Source organism: Vibrio sp. 970 (assembly GCF_033339075.1).
Genome location: NZ_JAWOTW010000005.1, coordinates 31,124 through 53,441 on the forward strand (window position 1 = coordinate 31,124; position 22,318 = coordinate 53,441).

Sequence of the window (22,318 nt, forward strand, 5' to 3'; positions counted from 1 at the left end):
CCAGAATAGATGCAAAAGATGCTCTGAAAAATAAAAAGCCAGCGATATGATTTCGCTGGCTTGATGTGTTTCTACAAGAGTTAGCCTTTCCACTCATACAACGCTGGTATACGAATTTGCTCACCTTGGAACTCAACAATCACAGCTTGCGGTTGTATTTCTCTTAGAGTGACCTGATCATCAACGACATCCCCTTGATGATACTCAACATTGTTAATTTTCACCCAACGGCGATTTTCATCACTAGCGTACATATGGGTTTGCAAATTAAGCGCAGGTAGACGCCCTTGCCACTGGTGAGCGTTGCGCTCTAAATCGTTCACGCGTGCCGTTTGTGATGAAGAGTTGTCATCATCTCGGGATAAGGCATTTTCGACCTTCCTAGCTAAATCAGGAGATAATGAGGATAAATCCAGATCATCCAAAGACAACCCGAGGTCCTCTTCAGCAGGAGAAGTCGTTTGGGTTGATGCTGAGTTGCGTGTTTCATCTCTGCTTGGTGTATGGCTCGTGTATTCATCGGGGGTGGTAAATGTACCAAAATCACGCGATAGCTCTGCACTTGGCCACTCTCTTGGCAATTGGGCCAACTGGGTGTTCTCTGGATAGTCTAATACTTTGAAAGGTGATACCACTTCGACCTTTTCTATCGGGGACGTTGTATCTACTTCAACACTCGGTGCAAAGAGATCTAAGTACCAAGCGACTCCAATAGCAGAAGCAGTGATTGGCAGCAAGAACAGACCTATATGTTTCACAGCTGACATTATGCGTCCTCCTTCTCTATTCTCGCCAGTTGAGGCGCATCTGGCTGAACATTTTGCTGAAGTCGGTCTAGCGTTCGCTTACCTGCAATACCATCGACACCAATTCCTTGCCAGCGTTGAAATAACTCGACTCGCTCTTTCATCGCACCATCAAAAATAGACGTTTCAAGCAGTGGCTCACTCACCGCTTCTGCTAATAATCGGTCTAATACTTCAATCGCAGGGCCTTCCATGTCTAAACGTAATGTTTCATTCAGCGGAGCATGCCACAGTTCGATAATATTGCCCTGCCACAACGGCTTTAACCATGAAATTGGCAGACGGAGACGCTGCTTACCATTGAGCACTTCAGCTTGGTCATTACCGACGGCATATAGAATGACATACCCAACATCACCTTGATAATTCAACTCCAAGATCACAGGGCGATTTTGTTGCATCAACAGCGGCCAAGTCGCCATTTTACGCTCACAACGCATAGTCGACTGCGGTTCTGACAAACAAAGGTTATCGCGAACCGATGCTTGATACCCCCACAAACGATACAAATCATTTACAGCGAGGTTCGACTGTTTTTGTGTTAACAATAAAGCACGCTGCTCATCCGTTAACTGTTGGCTGACGACGGTTGGTGTTGGCTCTACTCTTGGCTCCGTCACTTGTGTCAACACTGACGTCGCTTGAGCTGGCATATAATTCACGACCGCCCACCCCGTACTTAATGCAGCAATAAGGCCTACCGTGACAGAGCCCCAAGCAGGCCAACGGAAAGTCCGGCGCTCTTTTTTATCTTGCTGATAAATATCTGCCTGAAACTGCATCACCTCTTCACAGGCCTGCTGAACGGTTTGCTTATCCACCACCACATTACCCTGGTGATAACTAATGTTGAGGGATTTGTCACAGATAAGGTTGATGAGCCGCGGTATACCGTGACTGTATTTGGCTATAAGTTTACAAGAAGCACGATTAAACAGTTGCTGGTCGCCACCTGCTGTATGTAGTCGAAATGCGATGTAATCTTCTGTCTCTTTTTCATCCAACGGCAACAGGTGATAACGCCCGGTAATACGCTGGGCAAGTTGGCGTAGTTGTGTTGTTTGTAATAACCGCTGCAATTCAGGCTGCCCGACCAACAACACTTTGAGCAATTTTCTGGTATCGGTTTCCAAGTTGGTCAACAAGCGCAACTGCTCTAGAACGTCGGCGGCAAGGTGTTGAGCCTCATCAATGACCAGCAATGTCTGCCAGCCTGAACGATAATTACGCAGCAAATATTGATGGATAACCTGGTTTAGCTGTTTGAGGTTTGCATCTGGCGGATAGGTGATTTTGAACTCATCGCAAATGGCTTCGAGCAAGTCTCTACTCGAAAACGTGGGATTGAGAATAAGACCCGCTTTGGTGTTATCACCCAAATTCGCCAGCATCGCTTTTGCGACGGTCGTTTTGCCTGTACCTACTTCGCCAGTAAGCATAGCAAAGCCACCGCCATCGCCTAGCCCAGCTTGGAGATGTGTGATTGCCTCTTTGTGACGTTGGCTTAAATACAAATAACGTGAGTTTGGAACAATCGAAAATGGTTGTTCGACAAACCCAAAAAAGTCCTTATACATTAGGCTCTCCAGCTAAAAAACCACCTGGGAATAGTCAGACATGGTATAAACGCTCTTCTTCTATTCTTAGGAGTAAAGAAAAGTACCATTGCTTGCTACAATGTCCAACGGCATATCCATAAATTAAGAGGTAATTCGTGCAAGTTTATTTAGTAGGTGGCGCAGTTCGAGATAAATTGCTCGGAATTGATAGTTATGACAACGACTGGGTGGTCGTAGGCGCGACGCCCGAGATGATGCTGTCCCAAGGATACACCGCCGTTGGTAAAGACTTTCCTGTATTTCTGCATCCCAAAAGTAAAGAAGAATATGCCCTTGCACGAACAGAGAGAAAGTCAGGTTCTGGTTACACTGGTTTTGAATGTTTCTTCGATCAAAACGTCACCTTAGAAGAAGATTTGATACGTCGTGATTTAACCATTAACGCGATGGCAATGGAGAGTGATGGCACGATCCATGACCCATATGGTGGCCAGCAAGATCTCAACGATAAACTGCTACGCCATGTATCAGACGCCTTTATTGAAGACCCTCTACGCGTTTTACGTGTCGCTCGCTTCGCAGCGAAGCTTGCTGATCTAAACTTTACGGTTGCCGACGAAACCATGCGGTTAATGCGTCACATGGCAGAGTCCGGAGAGCTGAGCACACTGACTCCCGAGCGTGTTTGGCAAGAATGGCATAAATCTCTCTCTACTCCTCGCCCTGATATTTTCTTATCGGTTCTACGAGACTGTGGTGCATTAACCGTGGTGTTACCTGAAATTGATGCACTATTTGGCGTACCTCAACCTGAGAAGTGGCATCCAGAAATCGATACTGGCATCCATACTTTGATGGTGGCAGAGCAAGCCGCAAAATTGAGTAACTCACTCCCCGTCAGGTTTGCCGCCCAAGTGCATGACTTGGGTAAGGGCGTGACGCCAGAGAGCGAATGGCCAAGCCACAAAATGCATTGCCATACAGGATTAAAACTGATCAAAAAGCTGTGCGAACGTGTCCGGGTACCAAATGAGTTTCGTGATTTAGCCTTGATGGTGTGCGAACAGCACTCCAATATTCATCGCGCGGCTGAACTTAAACCACAAACCATAATTAAAATACTCAATAAACTTGATGTGTGGCGTAAGTCCGAACGTCTGCAAGATATCTTGCTTTGCTGCCAAGCGGATCACGCTGGTCGTAAAGGACTGGAAACGCAACCATATCCACAGGCGGATATTTTTAGGCAAGCCTACCAAGCAGCAGCGGCAGTTGACGTTCAAGCCATTATCAAAGAGGGCTTTAAAGGCCCTGCGATTCGTGACGAGCAAGAAAAACGACGTATTGAAGCAGTGAAAGCAGCACTTAAGAAGTAACGAACAAACAAAAACGCCCGCGGATTTCGCGGGCGTTTTTCGTTAACATCAATTATGCACTTAATAGAAAAGCGAACAAACCGACGCCCAAAATGAGACGGTAAATCACAAACGGTGTCATGCCCATTCGTGAAATCATCTTCAAGAAGAAGTGGATACAGATGTACGCACTGATAAACGATGTGATAATGCCAGTCATTAAGAAACCAACATGGACAGGTTCACCACTGGTCACTAACTTCATGCCTAAGTAGCTACCAGCTAATGTAATGATTGGGATCGACATTAAAAACGAAAATCGGGCAGCCGCTTCTCGAGTAAAGCCAAGGTAAAGCGCTGCTGTGATGGTCGCCCCTGAACGTGAAGTTCCAGGAATCATCGCTAAGGCTTGAGCAATACCGATAAATACAGCTTTCTTCCAACCCGTTTGGTATTCATCGGCAACGAGTTTAGCGTTTTTGTCTACCCACCATAGCAACAGGCCAAATACGATCGTAGTAGTCGCGATGACGTAAGCGCTACGTAGATACACTTCAATGATGTCTTTCATCAATAAGCCGAACACACAAGCTGGAATCGTCGCAATCACGATCATCCAAGCCAATTTAGCTTCTTTACTGCGATCTCCTTTAAAGATCGAAGCAAATAACGCTTGAAACAAAGTGATTACTTCATGACGAAAATAGATCACGACAGCCATTAATGTACCGACGTGAACAGCAACATCAAAGGCCAGACCTTGGTCTTCCCATCCTAAAATAGCGGAAGGCAGGATCAAATGGGCAGAGCTTGAGATAGGCAAAAACTCTGTCAGCCCCTGAATCAGAGCCAAAATAAAGGCTTCAAAATAACTCATGTAAACAACTCAAATTAAAAATGAAAGGAAACGGGTTTGAGCGAATCGACTGGCTGCATAGCATGCCAAATGTCTGCGACTGTGCGTCCATCGCCTGGGATCACTAATTGCGGTTCGAGATCATACAGCGGCTTTGTGACAAAAGGATATTTGTAGATATCACTGCGAGGTAGCTCAGGTTTTTTCTTGGAGACGCGCTCACCGAACAACACTATATCGAGATCCAGTGTTCGATCCTGATACTTTTGCGCGTTTTCTTCGCGTCCCCACTTAAATTCAATCTCGCGTAGTTGATGGCTCAACTCTTCTAATGACAACTCGGTACGCATTGCAACGACAAAGTTGTAGAAATTCTTGCTGCTAAAACCAATAGGTTCGCATTCATATATCGGTGATACGAGGAGATTTTCTCCAAGCCGTTGCAGCTCCTGATACGCAGCAAGCACATGTTGCTCTCTTTCTACGTTCGTCCCAACACCAATATAAGTGGTGATCATGCTCGGCCTCGCTCAATCACCACACCAACAGCACGTGCTTGCGGCACGGCGCCAGGCTTCGCTAGGCGGATTGTCACCCAAGGCACAGAGAAACGCTGCATGATAAGCTCTGCTACTTCTTCAGCCACGCGCTCGACCAGTAAGAAACGACCATTTTCAATGTGGTTAAGTACCGCCTCACTCACCTGCGAATAATCCAGTGCATCTTGCACATCATCACTTTTGCCCGCAGGTTTATTATCGTGTGCCATTTCAATATCTAGAACCAACTTTTGTTTGATTTGTTGCTCCCAGTCGTACACGCCAATTGTGGTGATTACTTCTAACTGTTCAATAAAAACTTTATCCAGAGCCATCTTATGTCCTTCTATTACAGAGGTCGGATACCCGTGAGGGGTAATTTGATCGTAGTATTCTATACCTAAGTAACATTTACTTTGGTCATCACAATGTTACTTAGGTATAAACTGCGAAAGCATCTTTATATACAAGAAATCACATAATGCAAGCTCTATCACAGTGAGGATTTCTGCATTATGTAAATTCGGGGTATGATAGCAACTACGCGGGAACCGAGCATTAAATTCCAATCCATCAAGGACTTCTATGGACGCACTGGCACTGATAATGACAATGGCCGCCTATTTATTAGGTTCGGTTTCCAGTGCGGTTTTGATCTGTCGACTCTTAAAACTGCCAGACCCACGCAGTGTGGGATCTAACAATCCTGGAGCAACGAACGTATTGCGTATTGGCGGACGAGGAGCCGCTGTTTCAGTCTTGTTGTGCGATATGCTCAAAGGCACTATCCCCGTGTGGGGCGGATACTTTCTTGGTATCGACCCTATCATTCTTGGCGTCATCGCCATTGCTGCCTGTCTTGGCCACATGTACCCCATCTTTTTCCACTTTAAAGGCGGAAAAGGTGTCGCAACCGCGCTTGGCGCTATCGCTCCGATTGGTTTGGACTTAACAGGATTGGTAATGTTAACTTGGCTGTCAGTAGCCGCGCTATTCCGCTATTCATCCTTAGCGGCTCTCGTCACGGTTTTGGTCACTCCGTTTTATACTTGGATGTTTAAACCGCAATACACGTTACCTGTTGCTATGCTGTGCTGCTTAATCGTATTTAAGCATCATCAAAATATTCGTCGGCTTTTGTCTGGCGACGAGCCAAAAATCGGCGAGAAAAAACTGACACAAAAAAACTCGGCTTAATGCCGAGTTTTTCGTTTAAAGAAGGATGTATTGGTTATGCATGAACTCGATTCAGGAAGTTCAACAACATCTGGTTGACGAACTCAGGTTGCTCTAAACAACTGATATGTCCAGCTTGGGGAATTTCTACCAACTCACTGCCCGTGATACAGTCTTTCATTAAATACGATTCGAAAACCGGGCGAGGCTTATCTTCACAGCCCACCGCAATTAACGTCGGCAGAGCGAATTTTTCCGAATCTTCAATCACATCACGGCGACCAAACACCATGCGCCCCATGCGAGCTACTTCCACCGCACGCTCACCGTTCAGCTCTTCTAAACTGCGTTTGAATGAAGCGACAAGTTTAGGGTTATCCTGATTGACGTTGTTGGCAAAGAACAGCGGCACAACGGCTTCAATAATTGGCGCAGGCACTGCTTGGACTTGGCTGATGGTATCAAGCATTGCAAAATACTTTTTATACGTAACTTCTGGCTCCCAGCCAATGAAGGTATCCATCAATACCAGTGACTTAACACGTTGCGGCGCTTGAGCCGTTAGCTCAGCTCCCCACATGCCGCCAACAGATAAGCCCACTATCGAGAATTCTTCGATATCTAAATGATCCATCAATGCCAACATATGTTGTGCATAGTCGGCCAATGACTGTGTCGATGCAGGTGCAGCGTCCGATTCACCATGTGCCCAAAGATCTGGCACAATACAACGGAATGACTGGCTTAAAACCTCAACTTGTGGCGCCCACATTTGGCTATCCCAAAGGTAACTATGACCAAATAGAAGCACAGGGCCCTCACCTTTATCTAGATAAGCAAGTTGCTGACCTTCAATTTCAAACTTATTCATTGTTATATCCATTTCTTATTCTTCCACGTCATCCTAGCACTGAAACAATCGCGAACTGATCGCATCAGTCAGAATGTAAAACGAGGCGGTTCATTGAATAATTAAAAATAAAGGCCTCTGAGGAGCAGAGACCTTTATTACAAAGAACCGGTTTCAAACCTACCGCATAAATTTGACTAAGCGACAGGTGTTAGTTGATCAATTGGCCAACGTGGACGAGCCTCTACTGACATATCAGCCACTTCGCCATTCTTCAAGCGCTGCATGCCTGCGTAAGCGATCATCGCACCGTTATCTGTACAGAACTCAGTACGTGGGTAGTAAACTTCGCCGCCAACTTTCTTCGCTAACTTCTCTAACTCAGCTCGCAAACGACGGTTAGCACTCACACCACCAGCAATAACAATGCGTTTCATGCCTGTTTGCTCAAGCGCGCGCTTACATTTAATAGCCAACGTAGCACACACAGCCTCTTCAAATGCCAATGCGATGTCCGCGCGGGTTTGCTCGTCATCACCGTTTGCAGCAATCGTGTTAGCCGTAAAGGTTTTTAGACCAGAGAAACTCATGTCCAAACCTGGCACATTCGTCATTGGGCGCGGGAACTTAAAGCGGCCCGGTGTACCTTTTTCCGCCAGTTTAGATAATAGTGGACCGCCTGGGTAATCCAAACCCATTAGCTTCGCTGTTTTATCAAACGCTTCGCCCGCCGCATCATCAATCGACTCACCTAGAATTTTGTACTCACCGATGCCTCTCACTTCCACCATCATAGAGTGACCGCCCGATACTAATACCGCCACAAACGGGAACGGTGGAGGGTTATCTTCCAACATTGGGGCCAATAGGTGACCTTCCATATGATGAACAGGTACCGCTGGCACTCCCCAAGCATAAGCAATACTGCGACCGATAGTCGCACCCACTAATAGCGCCCCAACAAGACCAGGCCCCGCGGTATACGCGACACCATCGATGTCTTTTGAAGTTAAGTTCGCTTCTTTTAGTGCCTCTTTAATAAGAGGAATGGTTTTCTTTACGTGGTCACGTGAAGCCAACTCAGGCACCACACCGCCGTAATCTGCGTGCAGTTTTACTTGGCTGTATAGCTTGTGTGACAAGAGACCGTTTTCATCGTCATAAATTGCGATGCCAGTCTCGTCACAAGAGGTTTCAATACCAATAATGCGCATGGTTTTCTCAGTATGCTTTCTGTATAGAGGAAATTTGGGCGTCATATTACCTCGCCTTGGTGCTGCAAACAAATTTTGTACAGACAATAATCGACAAAAGGCTTTACAAAGTAGTTGTGATCGGATTAAAATTCCGCACCATTTTTGATCAAGCTGGTAAGAGACCTAACAATTGTGATTTGGTCTGTTGAATACCAGCGTTAACGAATAACCCCTGAGGTGAAAGGCATATGCCAGTAGTTAAAGTACGTGAAAACGAACCGTTCGACGTTGCTCTACGTCGTTTTAAGCGCTCTTGCGAAAAAGCAGGTATCCTTTCTGAAGTGCGTCGTCGTGAGCACTACGAAAAACCAACTACAGTTCGCAAACGCGCTAAAGCAGCAGCTCAAAAGCGTCACGCTAAGAAGCTAGCTCGCGAAAACGCTCGTCGCGTTCGCCTGTACTAATAACTGAGCTCCAAAAGGAATTTAGTTATGGCTCTGATTGATCAACTCAAAGAAGAGCAAAAATTAGCGATGAAAGCCAAGGACAAATTGCGCCTTGGTACTATTCGTTTAGCCCTATCAGCAATCAAGCAACGTGAAGTTGACGAACAGATTACTCTGAACGATGACGACATTCTTGCAGTATTGACCAAGATGGTTAAACAACGTCGCGATTCTGTAGCGCAGTTTGAAGCAGCGGGTCGTCAAGATCTTGCTGATGCGGAACAAGCAGAAATTACCGTTCTTGAGGACTTTATGCCTCAACCACTGACAGACGAAGAAGTAGCGGCTCTCATCGAGAACGCGATTGCTGAATCTGGCGCAGCTGGCATGCAAGACATGGGCAAAGTAATGGGCGTTCTGAAACCGCAAATTCAAGGGCGTGCAGATATGGGTAAAGTAAGCGGTTTAGTTCGCGCTAAATTGGCTTAAGGTACCCCACCCAATTGCAGCAAGCCGTGCTATCCTTTGGAGCGCACGGCTTGTTTGTATCTGGATGGATGGAATGAAATCAATGGGCAATACGCTCATTCTTTTAAGGCATTCACTCCACTCATCATCTTCTTTTTTTGTTAGGTTTTATGGCTGGACACATCCCTCGCAGTTTTATCGATGACCTTCTAGCTCGACTTGATATTGTCGATATCATCGACGCACGTGTGAAACTTAAGAAAAAAGGCAAAAACTACGGCGCATGCTGCCCGTTCCACAACGAAAAGACACCCTCATTCAGTGTCAGTCAAGAAAAGCAGTTCTACCATTGTTTTGGTTGTGGCGCGCATGGAAATGCCATCGATTTTTTGATGGAATTCGACCGACTAGAATTCGTCGAAGCCATTGAAGAACTCGCTTCATACTTGGGTTTAGATGTTCCTCGCGAACAACGTAGCGGCGGTAATGGTTCGTTTCAATCAGGCCCACAAGCAAGCAGCAGTGAAAAACGTAACCTATACGACTTAATGGGCAGCATTGCTCAATTTTATCGTAACCAACTCAAACAGCCAGCAAGTAAGGTGGCGATTGAGTATCTAAAAGATCGCGGCCTGTCTGGTGAAATCGTCCAGAAGTTTGGCATCGGCTATGTGGCTGATGAATGGGATTTAGTTCGTAAGAACTTTGGCCAGAATAAAGAAAACCAAGACATGCTCGTCACTGGCGGCATGTTGATTGAAAACGATAAAGGCAACCGCTACGACCGATTCCGTGGTCGAGTGATGTTTCCTATTCGAGACAGACGCGGTCGAGTAATAGGCTTTGGTGGTCGAGTATTAGGTGATGGGACACCAAAATATCTCAACTCACCCGAAACCCCGATATTTCATAAAGGTAAAGAGTTGTATGGCCTTTATGAAGTACTACAAGCGTACCGTGAGCCACCACAAATTTTAGTGGTTGAAGGCTATATGGATGTTGTCGCGCTTGCTCAATATGGCGTAGATTATTCCGTTGCCTCATTGGGAACCTCGACAACGGGCGATCACTTGCAAGTGTTATTCAGGCAAACAAGCACCGTCGTGTGTTGTTATGACGGTGACCGCGCAGGCCGTGAAGCCGCGTGGCGTGCCATGGAAAATGCATTGCCTTACCTAACGGATGGTCGCCAGTTAAAATTCATGTTTTTGCCGGATGGAGAAGATCCCGACTCTTATATCCGACAAAACGGAAAACAAGCATTTGAGCAGCAAGTGTCTAATGCGATGCCCTTGTCTGAATTCATGTTCAGCTCATTGACTCAGCAGGTCGATATGAGCACGAAAGAAGGCATGGCAAAACTGAGTACTCTTGCGGTTCCTCTCATTGATAAAGTCCCTGGCGGCACTTTAAGACTATACTTGAGAGAATTGCTTGGCCGCCGTTTGGGTTTGGTTGATGAACGCCAACTACAGCAGCTAATTTCAAAACAAGGTAAAGAGGATAAAAGGCCTCAACCTCATAAAGAAATCAAGCGAACGCCGATGCGAGAAGTGATCGCGTTACTGATTCAAAACCCACAATACGTAAGTATGGTGCCAGATCTAACTAGCGTTAGAGATTTGCCCATTCCTGGTCTAAGTTTATTTGTTGATGTACTTGATAAATGCCAAGCGCATCCCCATATCAACACAGGCCAATTATTAGAGCATTGGCGAAACAGCCAAAATGAGACCCTTCTGTCTCGTCTCGCGAGTTGGGACATTCCACTCGATGAGGACAACCAAGAAGAAATCTTTTTAGACTCACTGGATAAAATTATTGCCCAGTGCGTAGAAAAACAAATTGAAAACCTGCAGGCCAAAGCAAGAAGTGTCGGTTTATCAGCCGAAGAGAAAAGGGAGCTGCTAGCACTTATGCTAGATTTAAAAGCGTAACCCTGTTTAATTAGTCAGCAACGATTTAATTTGTTATAGTAAGTGGTTTGCATTTCGCATACTGATTCCTTCACCAGATTACGAAGTTGGATACCGTCTATGGATCACAATCCGCAGTCACAGCTAAAGTCACTTGTTATTAAAGGCAAGGAACAAGGCTATCTGACCTACGCCGAAGTAAATGACCACCTACCTGCTGAAATCGTAGATTCAGAACAGGTAGAAGACATCATTCAGATGATCAACGACATGGGCATTAAGGTAGTAGAAACTGCTCCTGATGCTGATGATTTAGCACTGAACGATGACACAAATATTACCGATGAAGATGCAGCCGAAGCTGCAGCCGCTGCACTTTCTAGCGTAGAGAGTGAGATTGGTCGTACAACAGACCCAGTACGTATGTACATGCGTGAGATGGGTACTGTCGAACTTCTAACTCGCGAAGGCGAAATCGACATCGCAAAACGTATTGAAGAAGGTATTAACCAAGTTCAATCGTCTGTTGCTGAATACCCAGGCACAATTCCGTACATTCTTGAGCAATTTGACAAAGTTCAAGCTGAAGAACTACGTCTTACAGACCTAATTTCAGGTTTTGTAGATCCAGATGCTGACGACACCGCTGCACCAACGGCAACACACATCGGTTCTGAACTGACTGAATCTCAGTTAGAAGAAGAAGACGATGAAGACGTTGATGACGACGAAGATAGCGATGACGATGCAGATGATTCTGAAGAAGATGTAGGTATCGATCCTGAATTAGCGCTAGAGAAATTCAACCAACTACGCAGCACCTATCAAAATCTTCAATTAGCAATCAACGAGTACGGCTATAACAGCCCGAAAGCAACCGTTGCTAATGAAATGATGCTAGACGTATTCCGCGAGTTTCGTCTAACGCCTAAACAGTTTGATCACCTAGTGAATGAACTGCGTACTGCTATGGATCGCGTTCGTACTCAAGAGCGTCTGATCATGAAGTCTGTGGTTGAATACGGCAAAATGCCGAAGAAATCATTCATCGCGCTGTTCACTGGTAATGAATCAAGTGAAGCTTGGCTGGATGAAGTTCTTGCTTCAGACAAGCCATACGCTGAAAAGATCAAACGTAACGAAGAAGAAATCCGTCGTTCAATCGCTAAACTAAAAATGATTGAAGAAGAGACTTCTCTAAACGTACAGAACATTAAAGACATCAGCCGTCGTATGTCTATCGGTGAAGCAAAAGCTCGCCGTGCGAAGAAAGAGATGGTTGAAGCGAACTTGCGTCTTGTAATTTCTATCGCGAAGAAATACACCAACCGTGGCCTACAGTTCTTGGATCTGATCCAAGAAGGTAACATCGGTCTGATGAAAGCGGTAGATAAGTTCGAATATCGTCGTGGTTACAAGTTCTCGACTTACGCAACGTGGTGGATCCGTCAGGCAATCACTCGTTCAATCGCGGACCAAGCACGTACGATTCGTATCCCGGTACACATGATCGAAACGATCAACAAGCTAAACCGTATTTCTCGTCAAATGTTGCAAGAGATGGGTCGCGAGCCACTACCGGAAGAACTGGCAGAGCGCATGCAAATGCCAGAAGACAAGATTCGTAAAGTTCTAAAAATCGCTAAAGAGCCTATCTCAATGGAGACACCAATCGGTGACGACGAAGATTCGCATCTAGGTGATTTTATCGAAGATACAACGCTAGAACTTCCGCTAGATTCTGCAACTGCAACTAGCCTTAAGGTGGCAACAAAAGACGTGCTTGCAGGTCTAACGCCACGTGAAGCGAAAGTACTTCGTATGCGTTTTGGTATTGACATGAACACTGACCATACTCTAGAAGAAGTTGGTAAGCAGTTCGACGTTACTCGTGAGCGTATCCGTCAGATCGAAGCAAAAGCACTACGTAAACTTCGCCACCCAAGCCGCTCAGAGACTCTGCGCAGCTTCCTAGACGAATAATCGCAGCGCATACAAGCTTTTAGAAATCAAAAAAGGTGACTTTAGGTCACCTTTTTTATTATCTACTGTTCTAAGTGGATAAAAACTAAGCGCAATTGCCCTAGTTGGTATCTAGACACCTTGCAACGCTTCCCCTATAATCGTTGTCCTATTAAGGCCCCTTAGCTCAGTGGTTAGAGCAGTCGACTCATAATCGATTGGTCCGCAGTTCAAGTCTGCGAGGGGCCACCATATTCCGAAAGGCGTAGCAGGTTAATACCTACTACGCTTTTTTTGTATCTTATATCTTTGGGTACAGTTTCGGTTGCGGTAACTCGTCATTAACCTCGTAATAGCTTTTCCTCTTCCCCTTTTCTTTAACTATTATCTGGCTTTCTATATGTAGCAATGAAACAAAATGTCCGCTCGTGATTTAAACCATTGACCCTCAGACAACTTCTGATAGGATGGACATACAAACGTATAGACGTCTAAAACAAAAAAATGGAGCTACAATGAAAAGTATTGGTCACTTAAAGAAACTAGCTTTGATTCTCACGGCAGTAGTCGGCTTAAGCGCTTGTGGAGAAAAAGATGACTCTGTCATTAAAGTGGGCGCGACAGTTGGACCACATGCACAAGTAGTCGAGGCGGTAGCGAAGGAGGCAGCGAAGCAAGGTTTGAATGTCGAAGTCATTGAGTTTTCTGACTACGTGACACCTAATGCCGCTCTTAGCGATGGTAGCATCGATATTAATAGCTATCAGCACCAGCCATTTTTAGACAACTTCAACAGTAGCCATAACGCCCAATTAGTATCAATTGGTCAGTCCATTCTTATGCGTATGGGGCTTTATTCCAATAAGTATCGCTCACTGCAAGAGCTTCCAAACAATGCACGTATAGCGCTTCCAAATGACCCTACCAACGGTGGTCGTGGTCTGTTGCTACTCGCCGATGCAGGTTTAATTGAGCTGAAACAGGGTGTTGGCCATAAAGCCGCCCTAACTGATATCACAAAAAACGCAAAATCATTTGAATTTGTCGAGGTAGATGCCGCTCAGCTACCAAGAACATTAGATGATGTGGACGCGGCTGCGATTACAATGAACTACGTAATGTCTTCTGGTTTAGATCCGAAGAAACAAAGTATCTATCTTGAAGCAAAAGACGCCCCATTAGCAGTCATGGTCATCGCCACTCGTGACGCAGACAAAAATAATGAAGCGTATAAAAAGTTCGTTTCTATTTATCAATCTCAAGCGATTCGTGATTATCTCGATCGCACTTTCAAAGGCACAATCGAAGCAGCTTTTTAATCAATAAAGCAGCGAATACTTTGCCCCACGAATCAGATAGAAAAGAGGCTAATGTTTTCTCATAGCCTCTTCTTTTCATTACTCACTAAATCGACTCATTGTCGACTTTCAGCCTCTAACTTCATTGCCAAATAAGCTTGGTCAGCAGAAACCAATTCAGGACGGTTAATCAACTTCCAGAGGAAGTATGGTGGGATTAAAAATACGATGAAGTAGAGAGATTCATGGAAGAAAACATCGGCTATCGTTTGCTGATGCTCCCAAAGTGCCGTCAGTGCGAAGAGCTCTAACATCACGCCTAATACGCCAAAGACGACAGAGACAACAATCGCTAAACCCAGTAGTTCTCTAACAAAGTGCTTGTATGCCATGATACTAATTCCTTCTAGCAATAAGTCATACTAACTTACGCTCATAAGAAACAAGTGAGCTTGATTATTATCAAACTCACCTCATCACTGTTAAGAACTTAGTTTTATAAAAAAGTACTTGTATATAGCGTCATCGAAGACTGATTTCCCTATCACAGAGCATAGATACCTCTACAAATAGAAGGTGATGGAACGACCAACTATTGACTATATGAGCGCAACTTTAATCAGATAAGTAATATTGAACCGTCGATACCACTCGTACTTTCTTAATGTAAGGCGTGTTGCTGTCTCGGTCATAAATCGAGAACTGCCCTTGAGTTGCACGTTTGATCTTACCCAGTGAACTTTGTGAGTCTTTCGCAAATTTCTCAGCCACTTCACGCGCATTCTTAGTCGCTTCTTCGATCATGTCTGGCTTCACATCATTCAGCTTAGTAAAGCTGTACTCAACACGATTTGCATAAGGATCTTGGTTAAGCAAAACGCCTTGTTTTCCTAACTCACCTATTTCATTGATTGCCGCTCGAACAACATCAACACTCTGGCTGTAAACCGTAACGGTTCGCGAGGCCAAATAACGATACTCAATGTCTTGCTCGCTCCCATATTGCTGTGCTTTTCTGTCAATGACCGCTGGGGAAGAGAGGGAAACGCTGGTTTCAGGAAGCCCTTTGGCACTTAGAAAGTCCAAAATCAAACGGGTTTGCTGGTCAATTTCATCAAACATGACCCCCATATCATTACTCGCTAGAGTAAATTGAATCGGCCAAATCACCGTATCAGCAGGATACTCACGCTCCGACAAACCTTTTACTGTCACGACTCTTTCATAGGCTCGGTATTTCACCGCCGTCTGCTGCATAAAATAGCCAAGGATGCCAAGACCAAGTATCAAACTTAGCCCAATCCAAAGTGCTGCTTTATTGGAAACTCGTTCCATTATTTCCCCTGATAAATATCAACTTAGCTTAATCTTTGTTCTAGATAAGATAGCCTATCTATTATTTTAAGAGGGAGACATAACGCGAGTTTTGATTCATAGCACAGTGATATACCGTTTTCTTTAGTCAATAAAGCTTCATTGGTTTGTCACCAAAGGCTCATGCTTTTGCCTCTTAACTGTCATCTGTAATTTCTACTATCCAATCAGCAACTTGTACGCTGAGGTAAATATGGATAGTTCAACCCCTTTTCGTCTCCCTCGTAAAACGCCGTTTGGCATTGGTGAAAACGTTGCTGAATGGGCAACCGGTTTAAACCAACTCGATAAGTTCTACGCCCAACGCCCCGTTAATGCCGATACCAAAACTTTTCTCCGCTTCACGCTGGATATCTTAGGTATCGATTATCGCATTGCTCATGGTTCACTCGACTCAGTACCTAAACAAGGAGCTACCGTCATTGTGGCGAACCACCCGCTTGGTTGTGTGGAAGGCGTCATCTTGGCCGAACTCTTGTTGATGGTACGAGACGATATCCAAATTCTAGCCAATCAATACCTGAAAACCGTACCAGAGTTAGATCAGCTCTTCATTGGTGTCGATGTGTTTGAAGGCAGAGACGCCGTCAAATCGAATATGAAGGCCCTCAGAGCGGCTAATAAACACCTCGCAAGTGGCGGCTTATTGCTTGTCTTTCCTGCCGGTGAGGTTTCCCAGTTAGTCGATGCCAAACAGCAACGCTTGGAAGACAAAGCGTGGAGTCGAAGCGTAAGTAGCCTGATCCGCAAAAACAAAGCAACGACAGTTCCAGTATTCATCAGTGGTCAGAACTCGAAACGCTTCTATATGGCAGGGAAAATCCATCCACTTTTGCGTACCCTAATGCTCGGGCGGGAGCTACTGAACAAACATGCACAAACCATCAACTTGTCTTTTGGCCAAGCGATTAAATTCAAAGAGATCAACACACTTAACGATGATCAAGTGGTGAACTATTTGCGGCTCAACACTTACTTGCTCAATCGTGAAACCCAATCAGTTAAGCCTTCTTCTTCATCAGAACTGCTCTCTCCAATAGCGGCAGGGTTACCCGTAGGCGAATTGCTTGAAGAGCTGAACAACTTACCAAAAGAGTCCAAGCTGCTAACAAGTGGTGAGTTCGATGTTTACTGCACGGAGTCGCAGAGTATCCCTTCCCTACTGCATGAAATTGGTCGCCTACGTGAGCTCAATTTCCGACAAGTTGGCGAAGGGACTGGACTAGCAATAGACATTGACCATTTCGATCATGATTACCTGCATCTGTTTGTGTGGGACAGAGAGAACCAATGCTTGGTGGGCGCGTATCGTTTAGGTCTGGTTGATCAACTGATTGAAAAGCGCGGCGTAGCAGGTCTGTATTCACGAACGTTGTTTAACTATGACCAACGCTTTATCGACCAAATGGGTAAATCCATTGAGATGGGGCGCTCTGTGATTGCACAGCAATATCAAAAGAGCATGAGCGCGCTACTGCTACTGTGGAAAGGCATCGCAACGTTCGTTCATCAAAACCCAGATTACACTCACCTATTTGGTCCGGTAAGCATTAGCAACGATTATAGCGATACTGCACGTCAATTACTGGCTCAATCAATGACACTGCACCACTACGACAACAATTGCGCAGAGTACGTCACACCTTCTAACCCACTTCCTGAGCACCACCGTGACTGGAACACCAGCATGCTCACTGCTCTGGGTGATTTACAGCTATTGTCACGTGTCATTGCCAGAATCGATGAAGGGAAAGGAGTGCCCGTTTTGCTGCGTCAGTACTTAAGCCTCAATGGCAAGCTGGTATGCTTCAACGTCGACCCTGCATTCAATAACGCTCTAGATGGATTGATTATGGTGGATTTGCGCGATGTTCAAGAAAAGACGTTGGCAAGGTATATGGGACGCGAGCAAGCTCATGACTACCTCGTCTATCATACTAATAGCAACGATGATTAAGAACAGTGATTAAGTAGAGAGTTGGGAATCACAAGAAGAACCGTGTGGCGACTCTCTTTATTTACCCTTTCATCAACTAATTAGGCGTGCTCCGTGAAGTGCGCCGAAAAGACTCTTATAGATACAATCTATCGAAAGATCTAGATAGCATTTATCTCACCAATTCCGTCACAAACTTTCACAAAAAACAAAAACAGATCCAAGTCACACTTTAAATCCACCACAACTCAACACAAAACGTGATATTGATCATCACAAGCATTTAATTCGAATTTCAAAAAAAATCAAAAGTGATCAAAGTCACAAAGTATTTTTATTTTAAATTTGTCAGAAGATCGGATTGATCACTAAGATTTTTATTGACAGGTTTGAAAGTTGCTTTTTGTTATTAAGTTACAAGTTAATAAGTTGAACTTGGTCACTTAAAAACCGTTTCTCAGCCTAAGAAATGCGGGCGTAGATCACAAAAAACCCGTTGTCAGTTCCAATTGGAAAATGTGTGGTAAATTGATTGGGTACTAAGCAATCAAACAAACGGTTTTGGCGAACCGTTTACTACAACAAGATACATCAGAACATCGAACGGGGAATTGTTATGATATCACCAGATGCCAAGATCAAGATACAAAATTTTGGTCGTTTTCTGTCAAACATGGTAATGCCAAACATCGGCGCGTTTATCGCGTGGGGCTTTATCACTGCTCTATTTATCCCAACTGGATGGCTACCAAACGAAACGTTAGCCTCTATGGTTGGCCCAATGATTACCTACTTGCTGCCACTACTTATCGGTTACACCGGTGGTAAATTAGTTGGTGGCGATCGTGGTGCGGTAGTCGGTGCAATCACAACAATGGGTGTGATTGTCGGCACAGACATCCCAATGTTTATGGGTGCAATGATGGTCGGCCCAATGGGCGGCTGGGCTATCAAGAAATTCGATAACTACATCGATGGTAAAGTAAAAAGTGGCTTCGAGATGTTGGTTAACAACTTCTCTGCGGGCATCATCGGCATGCTGTGTGCGATCCTTGCTTTCATCTTTATCGGTCCATTCGTAAAAATTCTTTCTGGTGGCTTGGCGGCTGGCGTTAACTTCCTAGTTTCTGCTCACCTACTACCACTGACTTCAATCTTCGTTGAACCTGCGAAGATCCTTTTCCTAAACAATGCGATCAACCACGGTATTTTCTCTCCACTGGGTATCCAGCAAGCGTCTGAAACAGGTCAGTCGATCTTCTTCCTAATCGAAGCAAACCCAGGTCCTGGTCTAGGTATCCTGCTAGCTTACATGGTGTTTGGTAAAGGTACGGCTCGTCAAACTGCAGGTGGTGCATCAATCATCCACTTCTTCGGCGGTATCCACGAGATTTACTTCCCATACATCCTAATGAACCCTCGCCTAATCCTTGCGGCTATCGCAGGTGGTATGACTGGCGTATTCGTTCTAACTATCTTTAACGCAGGTATCGTTTCTCCGGCATCACCAGGTTCAATCTTTGCAATCTTGTTGATGACTCAGAAAGGCTCAATCGTTGGTGTTCTAGCGTCTATCGCAGCAGCAACAGGCGTGTCATTCGCCGTAGCAGCACTGCTAATGAAGACTCAAACGTCAACAGAAGAAGACGGTGATGAAGCAGCACTAGAGAAAGCAACATCACAAATGAAAGACATGAAATCTGCATCTAAAAACGATGCGGTGGTAAACAGCCAAAGCAAAGGTGACGTAGACCTAGCGACAGTACAAAGCATCATTGTCGCTTGTGATGCGGGCATGGGCTCGAGTGCAATGGGCGCGAGCATGCTACGCAAAAAGGTTCAAGACGCAGGTCTGAACATCCACGTAACCAACCTTGCCATTAACAGCTTACCAGAGAGTGCAGATATCGTGATTACTCATAAAGACTTAACGGATCGTGCACGTAAGCATGCTCCAAACGCACACCACATTTCATTGACTAACTTCCTAGACAGCGAAATGTACAACCAGCTAGTCACCAAACTACTAGCCGCACAAAACCAATCCGCAGCCAATGACGACCAAATGGTAAAAGTGTCGCTCGTGGCAGCAAACGACGACAACTTCGAGCCACAGCAAACGTCGGTGTTCCAAATCCAGCGTGAGAACATTCACCTAGGTTTGAAAGCTGCCAACAAAGAAGAAGCGATTCGCTTCGCGGGCAACAAGTTGGTCGAACTTGGCTACGCAGAACCAGAATACGTAGACGCGATGTTTGAGCGTGAAGCATTGGTTTCTACTTACCTAGGCGAATCTATCGCAGTGCCTCACGGCACGGTAGAAGCGAAAGACCGCGTGAAGAAAACCGGCATTGTAATCTGCCAATACCCATCGGGTATCCAATTTACTGAAGACGACGATGATGTAGCGAAACTGGTTATCGGCATTGCCGCTAAGAACGATGAGCACATCCAGGTGATTACCACCATTACGAACGCGCTCGATGAGCCGGAGGCAATTGAGAAGCTAACCAGCACCAACGATGTGGAAGAGATTCTAAACATCCTTGGCGGTCAACAAGCGGCTTAATTACCCCTTTAATTTGCTCCTGAGGCAAATGAGGTCAGCTGTCACCCCCTATGCGGTTGGCCTCCCCCTAGTTTCGTAAGTCAACATTTTAGACATTGGTAGGTAAGAATTATGAAAAACGCAGTTCATTTTGGCGCAGGTAACATTGGTCGTGGCTTCATCGGAAAACTCTTAGCAGATGCAGAAGTCGAGGTCACATTTGCAGACGTTGACGCTCCACTCGTCGACCAACTGAGTCACAAGCAAGAATACAAAGTAAAAGTGGTCGGTACTGAGTGCCAAATCGACACAGTAACTCACGTCACCGCGGTAAACTCAGCCAGTGAAGATGTCATCGACCGCATTGTAAAAACCGACTTGGTCACAACAGCGGTTGGCCCTAACGTACTGGACATCATTGCAAAAACCATCGCTACCGGCATTGCTAAACGCTTTGCAGCAGGTAACGATAAACCATTGAACATCATCGCGTGCGAAAACATGGTTCGTGGCACGACTCACCTAAAAGGTGAAGTGTACAAACATTTGGATGAATCATTACACGCGAAAGCAGACGAGCTAGTTGGCTTCGTCGACTCCGCAGTGGACCGCATCGTACCACCAGCAGAAGCGGCGAACGATGACCCACTAGAAGTCACTGTAGAGAGTTTTAGCGAATGGATTGTGGATGAGCAGCAATTCAAGGGCGAAATCCCTGACATAGCTGGCATGGAAAGAACCAACAACCTAATGGCATTCGTAGAACGCAAGCTATTCACTCTCAATACAGGCCACTGCATTACCGCTTACCTAGGTTGCTTGAAAGGCCATCGTACCATTCGTGAAGCAATTGAAGACCCAAGCATTCACGCTGAAGTAAAACAGGCGATGCAAGAAAGTGGTGAAGTGCTGATCAAACGTTACGGCTTCGACCGTGACATGCACAACGCCTACATCGAGAAGATTTTAGGACGCTTTGCCAACCCATACTTAGTGGATGAGGTGGACCGCGTAGGTCGTCAACCAATTCGAAAATTGGGTGCAAACGATAGATTAGTGAAGCCTTTACTCGGTACAATTGAGTATGGCACTGAAAATCAAACACTTTTGAAAGGCATTGCCGCTGCGTTGAAGTACACTAACGACACTGACCCACAAGCCGTAGAGCTACAAAACTCATTAAAAGAAGTGGGTATGAAGAAGACGCTAGCGACATACACAGGTCTTGCAGAAGACAGCGATGAAGTGGCTCAAATCGAGACACTTTACAACCAACTTTGATTTACCTAGGGGAGCTCGGCTCCCCTTCTATGTCCTTCTCTGCTTGAAGAGTTGGGATAGCTAATAATTAGAAATGTATTCAGTATATGGCAGATAACATCAACGAAACCGAGATCATTGAGCGATTAAACAGCGCACCATCGGTACGAGGCTTTTTCATTGCAGCAGTCGACGTTTTTAACGATTCGATCGACGGGTTGGTGCAAAGAATCTTTCGTAAAGATAACTTCGCTGTTCAATCGGTTGTCGGTCCGCTGCTACAAGACTCTGGACCGCTGGGCGATCTGTCTGTTCGTTTGAAGTTATTGTTTGGCTTGGGAGTGCTCCCCGATGACATCTACCACGACATCGAAGACATCATCAAACTCAAAAACCAACTCAATAGTGACGCTTCAGATTACGAATTCACTGACCCGAATATTCTAGAACCAATTAAGAAACTGCACTTGGTGAAGAAAATGGGCATGGTGCAACTGGAAGTCAGCGAACCAGATGACGACATCGACCTTGAGTTTTATCAGCTACAACTGCAACGTCAACAACAAATCATTAAGTCAGGGCTCTCACTTGCCATTGTCGAGATTTGCAATGAGCTCGGCAAAGACAGCCCTTTTTAATCGAAAAACTGGCACGGAAGCCTCCTCAACTCGCCCCTCTTTTTGCACATTCTTCTATACAACGTGCGTGAAAGCCATCACAGTCCATATTCCGATGTCTCTGTAACATCAGACCAATCTATCGCTAGTATTGAA

Annotated in this window: 20 protein-coding genes and 1 tRNA gene; 12 read left to right on the forward strand and 9 right to left on the reverse strand. The window is 45.3% G+C overall.

Annotated features, from left to right (window positions below):
- Window positions 1-80: 80 nt before the first annotated feature.
- Both R7Q11_RS08935 and R7Q11_RS08940 read right to left on the reverse strand, forming a co-directional pair.
- Window positions 81-767: a general secretion pathway protein GspB gene (locus R7Q11_RS08935; protein WP_017820253.1), complete on the reverse strand. Its 687-nt coding sequence runs from the start codon at window positions 765-767 to the stop codon at window positions 81-83.
- Window positions 767-2,383, reverse strand: coding sequence for an ExeA family protein (locus tag R7Q11_RS08940; protein WP_017820254.1), 1,617 nt, complete (start codon window positions 2,381-2,383; stop codon window positions 767-769). The genes R7Q11_RS08935 and R7Q11_RS08940 overlap by 1 nt, the downstream gene beginning before the upstream one ends.
- Window positions 2,384-2,520: 137 nt before the next feature.
- On the opposite strand from R7Q11_RS08940, the gene R7Q11_RS08945 reads away from it, so the two are divergent.
- Window positions 2,521-3,741, forward strand: coding sequence for a multifunctional CCA addition/repair protein (locus tag R7Q11_RS08945; RefSeq protein WP_005379907.1), 1,221 nt, complete (start codon window positions 2,521-2,523; stop codon window positions 3,739-3,741).
- A gap of 52 nt (window positions 3,742-3,793) precedes the next feature.
- Here R7Q11_RS08945 and R7Q11_RS08950 read toward each other — a convergent pair whose 3' ends face one another.
- The 3 genes from R7Q11_RS08950 to folB are packed head-to-tail and all read right to left on the reverse strand — an operon-like array spanning window position 3,794 to window position 5,450.
- Window positions 3,794-4,597 (reverse strand): undecaprenyl-diphosphate phosphatase, encoded by an 804-nt coding sequence (locus tag R7Q11_RS08950; RefSeq protein ID WP_017820255.1) that lies wholly within the window; start codon window positions 4,595-4,597, stop codon window positions 3,794-3,796.
- A 14-nt stretch (window positions 4,598-4,611) separates the two neighbouring features.
- On the reverse strand, window positions 4,612-5,094 hold the full coding sequence (gene folK, locus R7Q11_RS08955) for a 2-amino-4-hydroxy-6-hydroxymethyldihydropteridine diphosphokinase (RefSeq protein WP_005387457.1): 483 nt from the start codon (window positions 5,092-5,094) through the stop codon (window positions 4,612-4,614).
- Entirely contained in the window at window positions 5,091-5,450 is a 360-nt protein-coding gene (gene folB, locus R7Q11_RS08960) for a bifunctional dihydroneopterin aldolase/7,8-dihydroneopterin epimerase (protein ID WP_053350198.1), read from the reverse strand. Before folB ends, folK begins: the two co-directional genes overlap by 4 nt.
- Window positions 5,451-5,700: 250 nt before the next feature.
- Between folB and plsY the strand changes: the two genes are divergently transcribed.
- Window positions 5,701-6,312, forward strand: coding sequence for a glycerol-3-phosphate 1-O-acyltransferase PlsY (plsY, locus tag R7Q11_RS08965; protein WP_005379857.1), 612 nt, complete (start codon window positions 5,701-5,703; stop codon window positions 6,310-6,312).
- A gap of 34 nt (window positions 6,313-6,346) precedes the next feature.
- On the opposite strand, the gene R7Q11_RS08970 is transcribed toward plsY, so the two are convergent.
- Both R7Q11_RS08970 and tsaD read right to left on the reverse strand, forming a co-directional pair.
- The gene (locus R7Q11_RS08970) at window positions 6,347-7,162 is read right to left on the reverse strand and encodes an alpha/beta fold hydrolase (protein WP_005379855.1); all 816 of its coding nucleotides are present in this window, start codon (window positions 7,160-7,162) and stop codon (window positions 6,347-6,349) included.
- Window positions 7,163-7,338: 176 nt separating this feature from the next.
- On the reverse strand, window positions 7,339-8,355 hold the full coding sequence (gene tsaD, locus R7Q11_RS08975; RefSeq protein ID WP_005379854.1) for a tRNA (adenosine(37)-N6)-threonylcarbamoyltransferase complex transferase subunit TsaD: 1,017 nt from the start codon (window positions 8,353-8,355) through the stop codon (window positions 7,339-7,341).
- Window positions 8,356-8,585: 230 nt separating this feature from the next.
- On the opposite strand from tsaD, the gene rpsU reads away from it, so the two are divergent.
- The 6 genes from rpsU to R7Q11_RS09005 all read left to right on the forward strand — a co-directional run bounded on the left by rpsU (window position 8,586) and on the right by R7Q11_RS09005 (window position 14,448).
- The gene (gene rpsU / locus R7Q11_RS08980) at window positions 8,586-8,801 is read left to right on the forward strand and encodes a 30S ribosomal protein S21 (RefSeq protein WP_001145625.1); all 216 of its coding nucleotides are present in this window, start codon (window positions 8,586-8,588) and stop codon (window positions 8,799-8,801) included.
- A gap of 27 nt (window positions 8,802-8,828) precedes the next feature.
- Window positions 8,829-9,272, forward strand: a complete 444-nt coding sequence (locus R7Q11_RS08985) for a GatB/YqeY domain-containing protein (RefSeq protein WP_005379720.1) — start codon at window positions 8,829-8,831, stop codon at window positions 9,270-9,272.
- A 149-nt stretch (window positions 9,273-9,421) separates the two neighbouring features.
- On the forward strand, window positions 9,422-11,188 hold the full coding sequence (gene dnaG / locus R7Q11_RS08990) for a DNA primase (protein ID WP_005379719.1): 1,767 nt from the start codon (window positions 9,422-9,424) through the stop codon (window positions 11,186-11,188).
- A 99-nt stretch (window positions 11,189-11,287) separates the two neighbouring features.
- Complete coding sequence (gene rpoD / locus R7Q11_RS08995; protein WP_225466382.1) at window positions 11,288-13,150, forward strand: RNA polymerase sigma factor RpoD; 1,863 nt, start codon at window positions 11,288-11,290, stop codon at window positions 13,148-13,150.
- A 155-nt stretch (window positions 13,151-13,305) separates the two neighbouring features.
- Window positions 13,306-13,381: transfer RNA gene (locus tag R7Q11_RS09000), tRNA-Ile, on the forward strand.
- Window positions 13,382-13,644: 263 nt separating this feature from the next.
- Window positions 13,645-14,448 carry a MetQ/NlpA family ABC transporter substrate-binding protein gene (locus tag R7Q11_RS09005; protein ID WP_017633488.1) on the forward strand — a complete coding sequence of 268 codons (804 nt, stop codon included), beginning with the start codon at window positions 13,645-13,647 and terminating at the stop codon, window positions 14,446-14,448.
- Between the two features lie 95 nt (window positions 14,449-14,543).
- On the opposite strand, the gene R7Q11_RS09010 is transcribed toward R7Q11_RS09005, so the two are convergent.
- Complete coding sequence (locus tag R7Q11_RS09010; protein ID WP_005379716.1) at window positions 14,544-14,819, reverse strand: hypothetical protein; 276 nt, start codon at window positions 14,817-14,819, stop codon at window positions 14,544-14,546.
- A 223-nt stretch (window positions 14,820-15,042) separates the two neighbouring features.
- A complete protein-coding gene (locus tag R7Q11_RS09015; protein WP_225466383.1) occupies window positions 15,043-15,762 on the reverse strand; it encodes an SIMPL domain-containing protein in 720 nt (239 codons plus the stop codon).
- A gap of 232 nt (window positions 15,763-15,994) precedes the next feature.
- Between R7Q11_RS09015 and R7Q11_RS09020 the strand changes: the two genes are divergently transcribed.
- From R7Q11_RS09020 to R7Q11_RS09035, 4 genes are all read left to right on the forward strand, one after another.
- Window positions 15,995-17,758: a lysophospholipid acyltransferase family protein gene (locus R7Q11_RS09020; protein WP_064368969.1), complete on the forward strand. Its 1,764-nt coding sequence runs from the start codon at window positions 15,995-15,997 to the stop codon at window positions 17,756-17,758.
- Between the two features lie 595 nt (window positions 17,759-18,353).
- On the forward strand, window positions 18,354-20,306 hold the full coding sequence (locus R7Q11_RS09025) for a PTS mannitol transporter subunit IICBA (protein WP_225466384.1): 1,953 nt from the start codon (window positions 18,354-18,356) through the stop codon (window positions 20,304-20,306).
- Window positions 20,307-20,417: 111 nt separating this feature from the next.
- Window positions 20,418-21,566: a mannitol-1-phosphate 5-dehydrogenase gene (locus R7Q11_RS09030; protein WP_225466385.1), complete on the forward strand. Its 1,149-nt coding sequence runs from the start codon at window positions 20,418-20,420 to the stop codon at window positions 21,564-21,566.
- Between the two features lie 86 nt (window positions 21,567-21,652).
- Window positions 21,653-22,183 (forward strand): MltR family transcriptional regulator, encoded by a 531-nt coding sequence (locus R7Q11_RS09035; RefSeq protein WP_005379708.1) that lies wholly within the window; start codon window positions 21,653-21,655, stop codon window positions 22,181-22,183.
- Window positions 22,184-22,318: the final 135 nt, after the last annotated feature.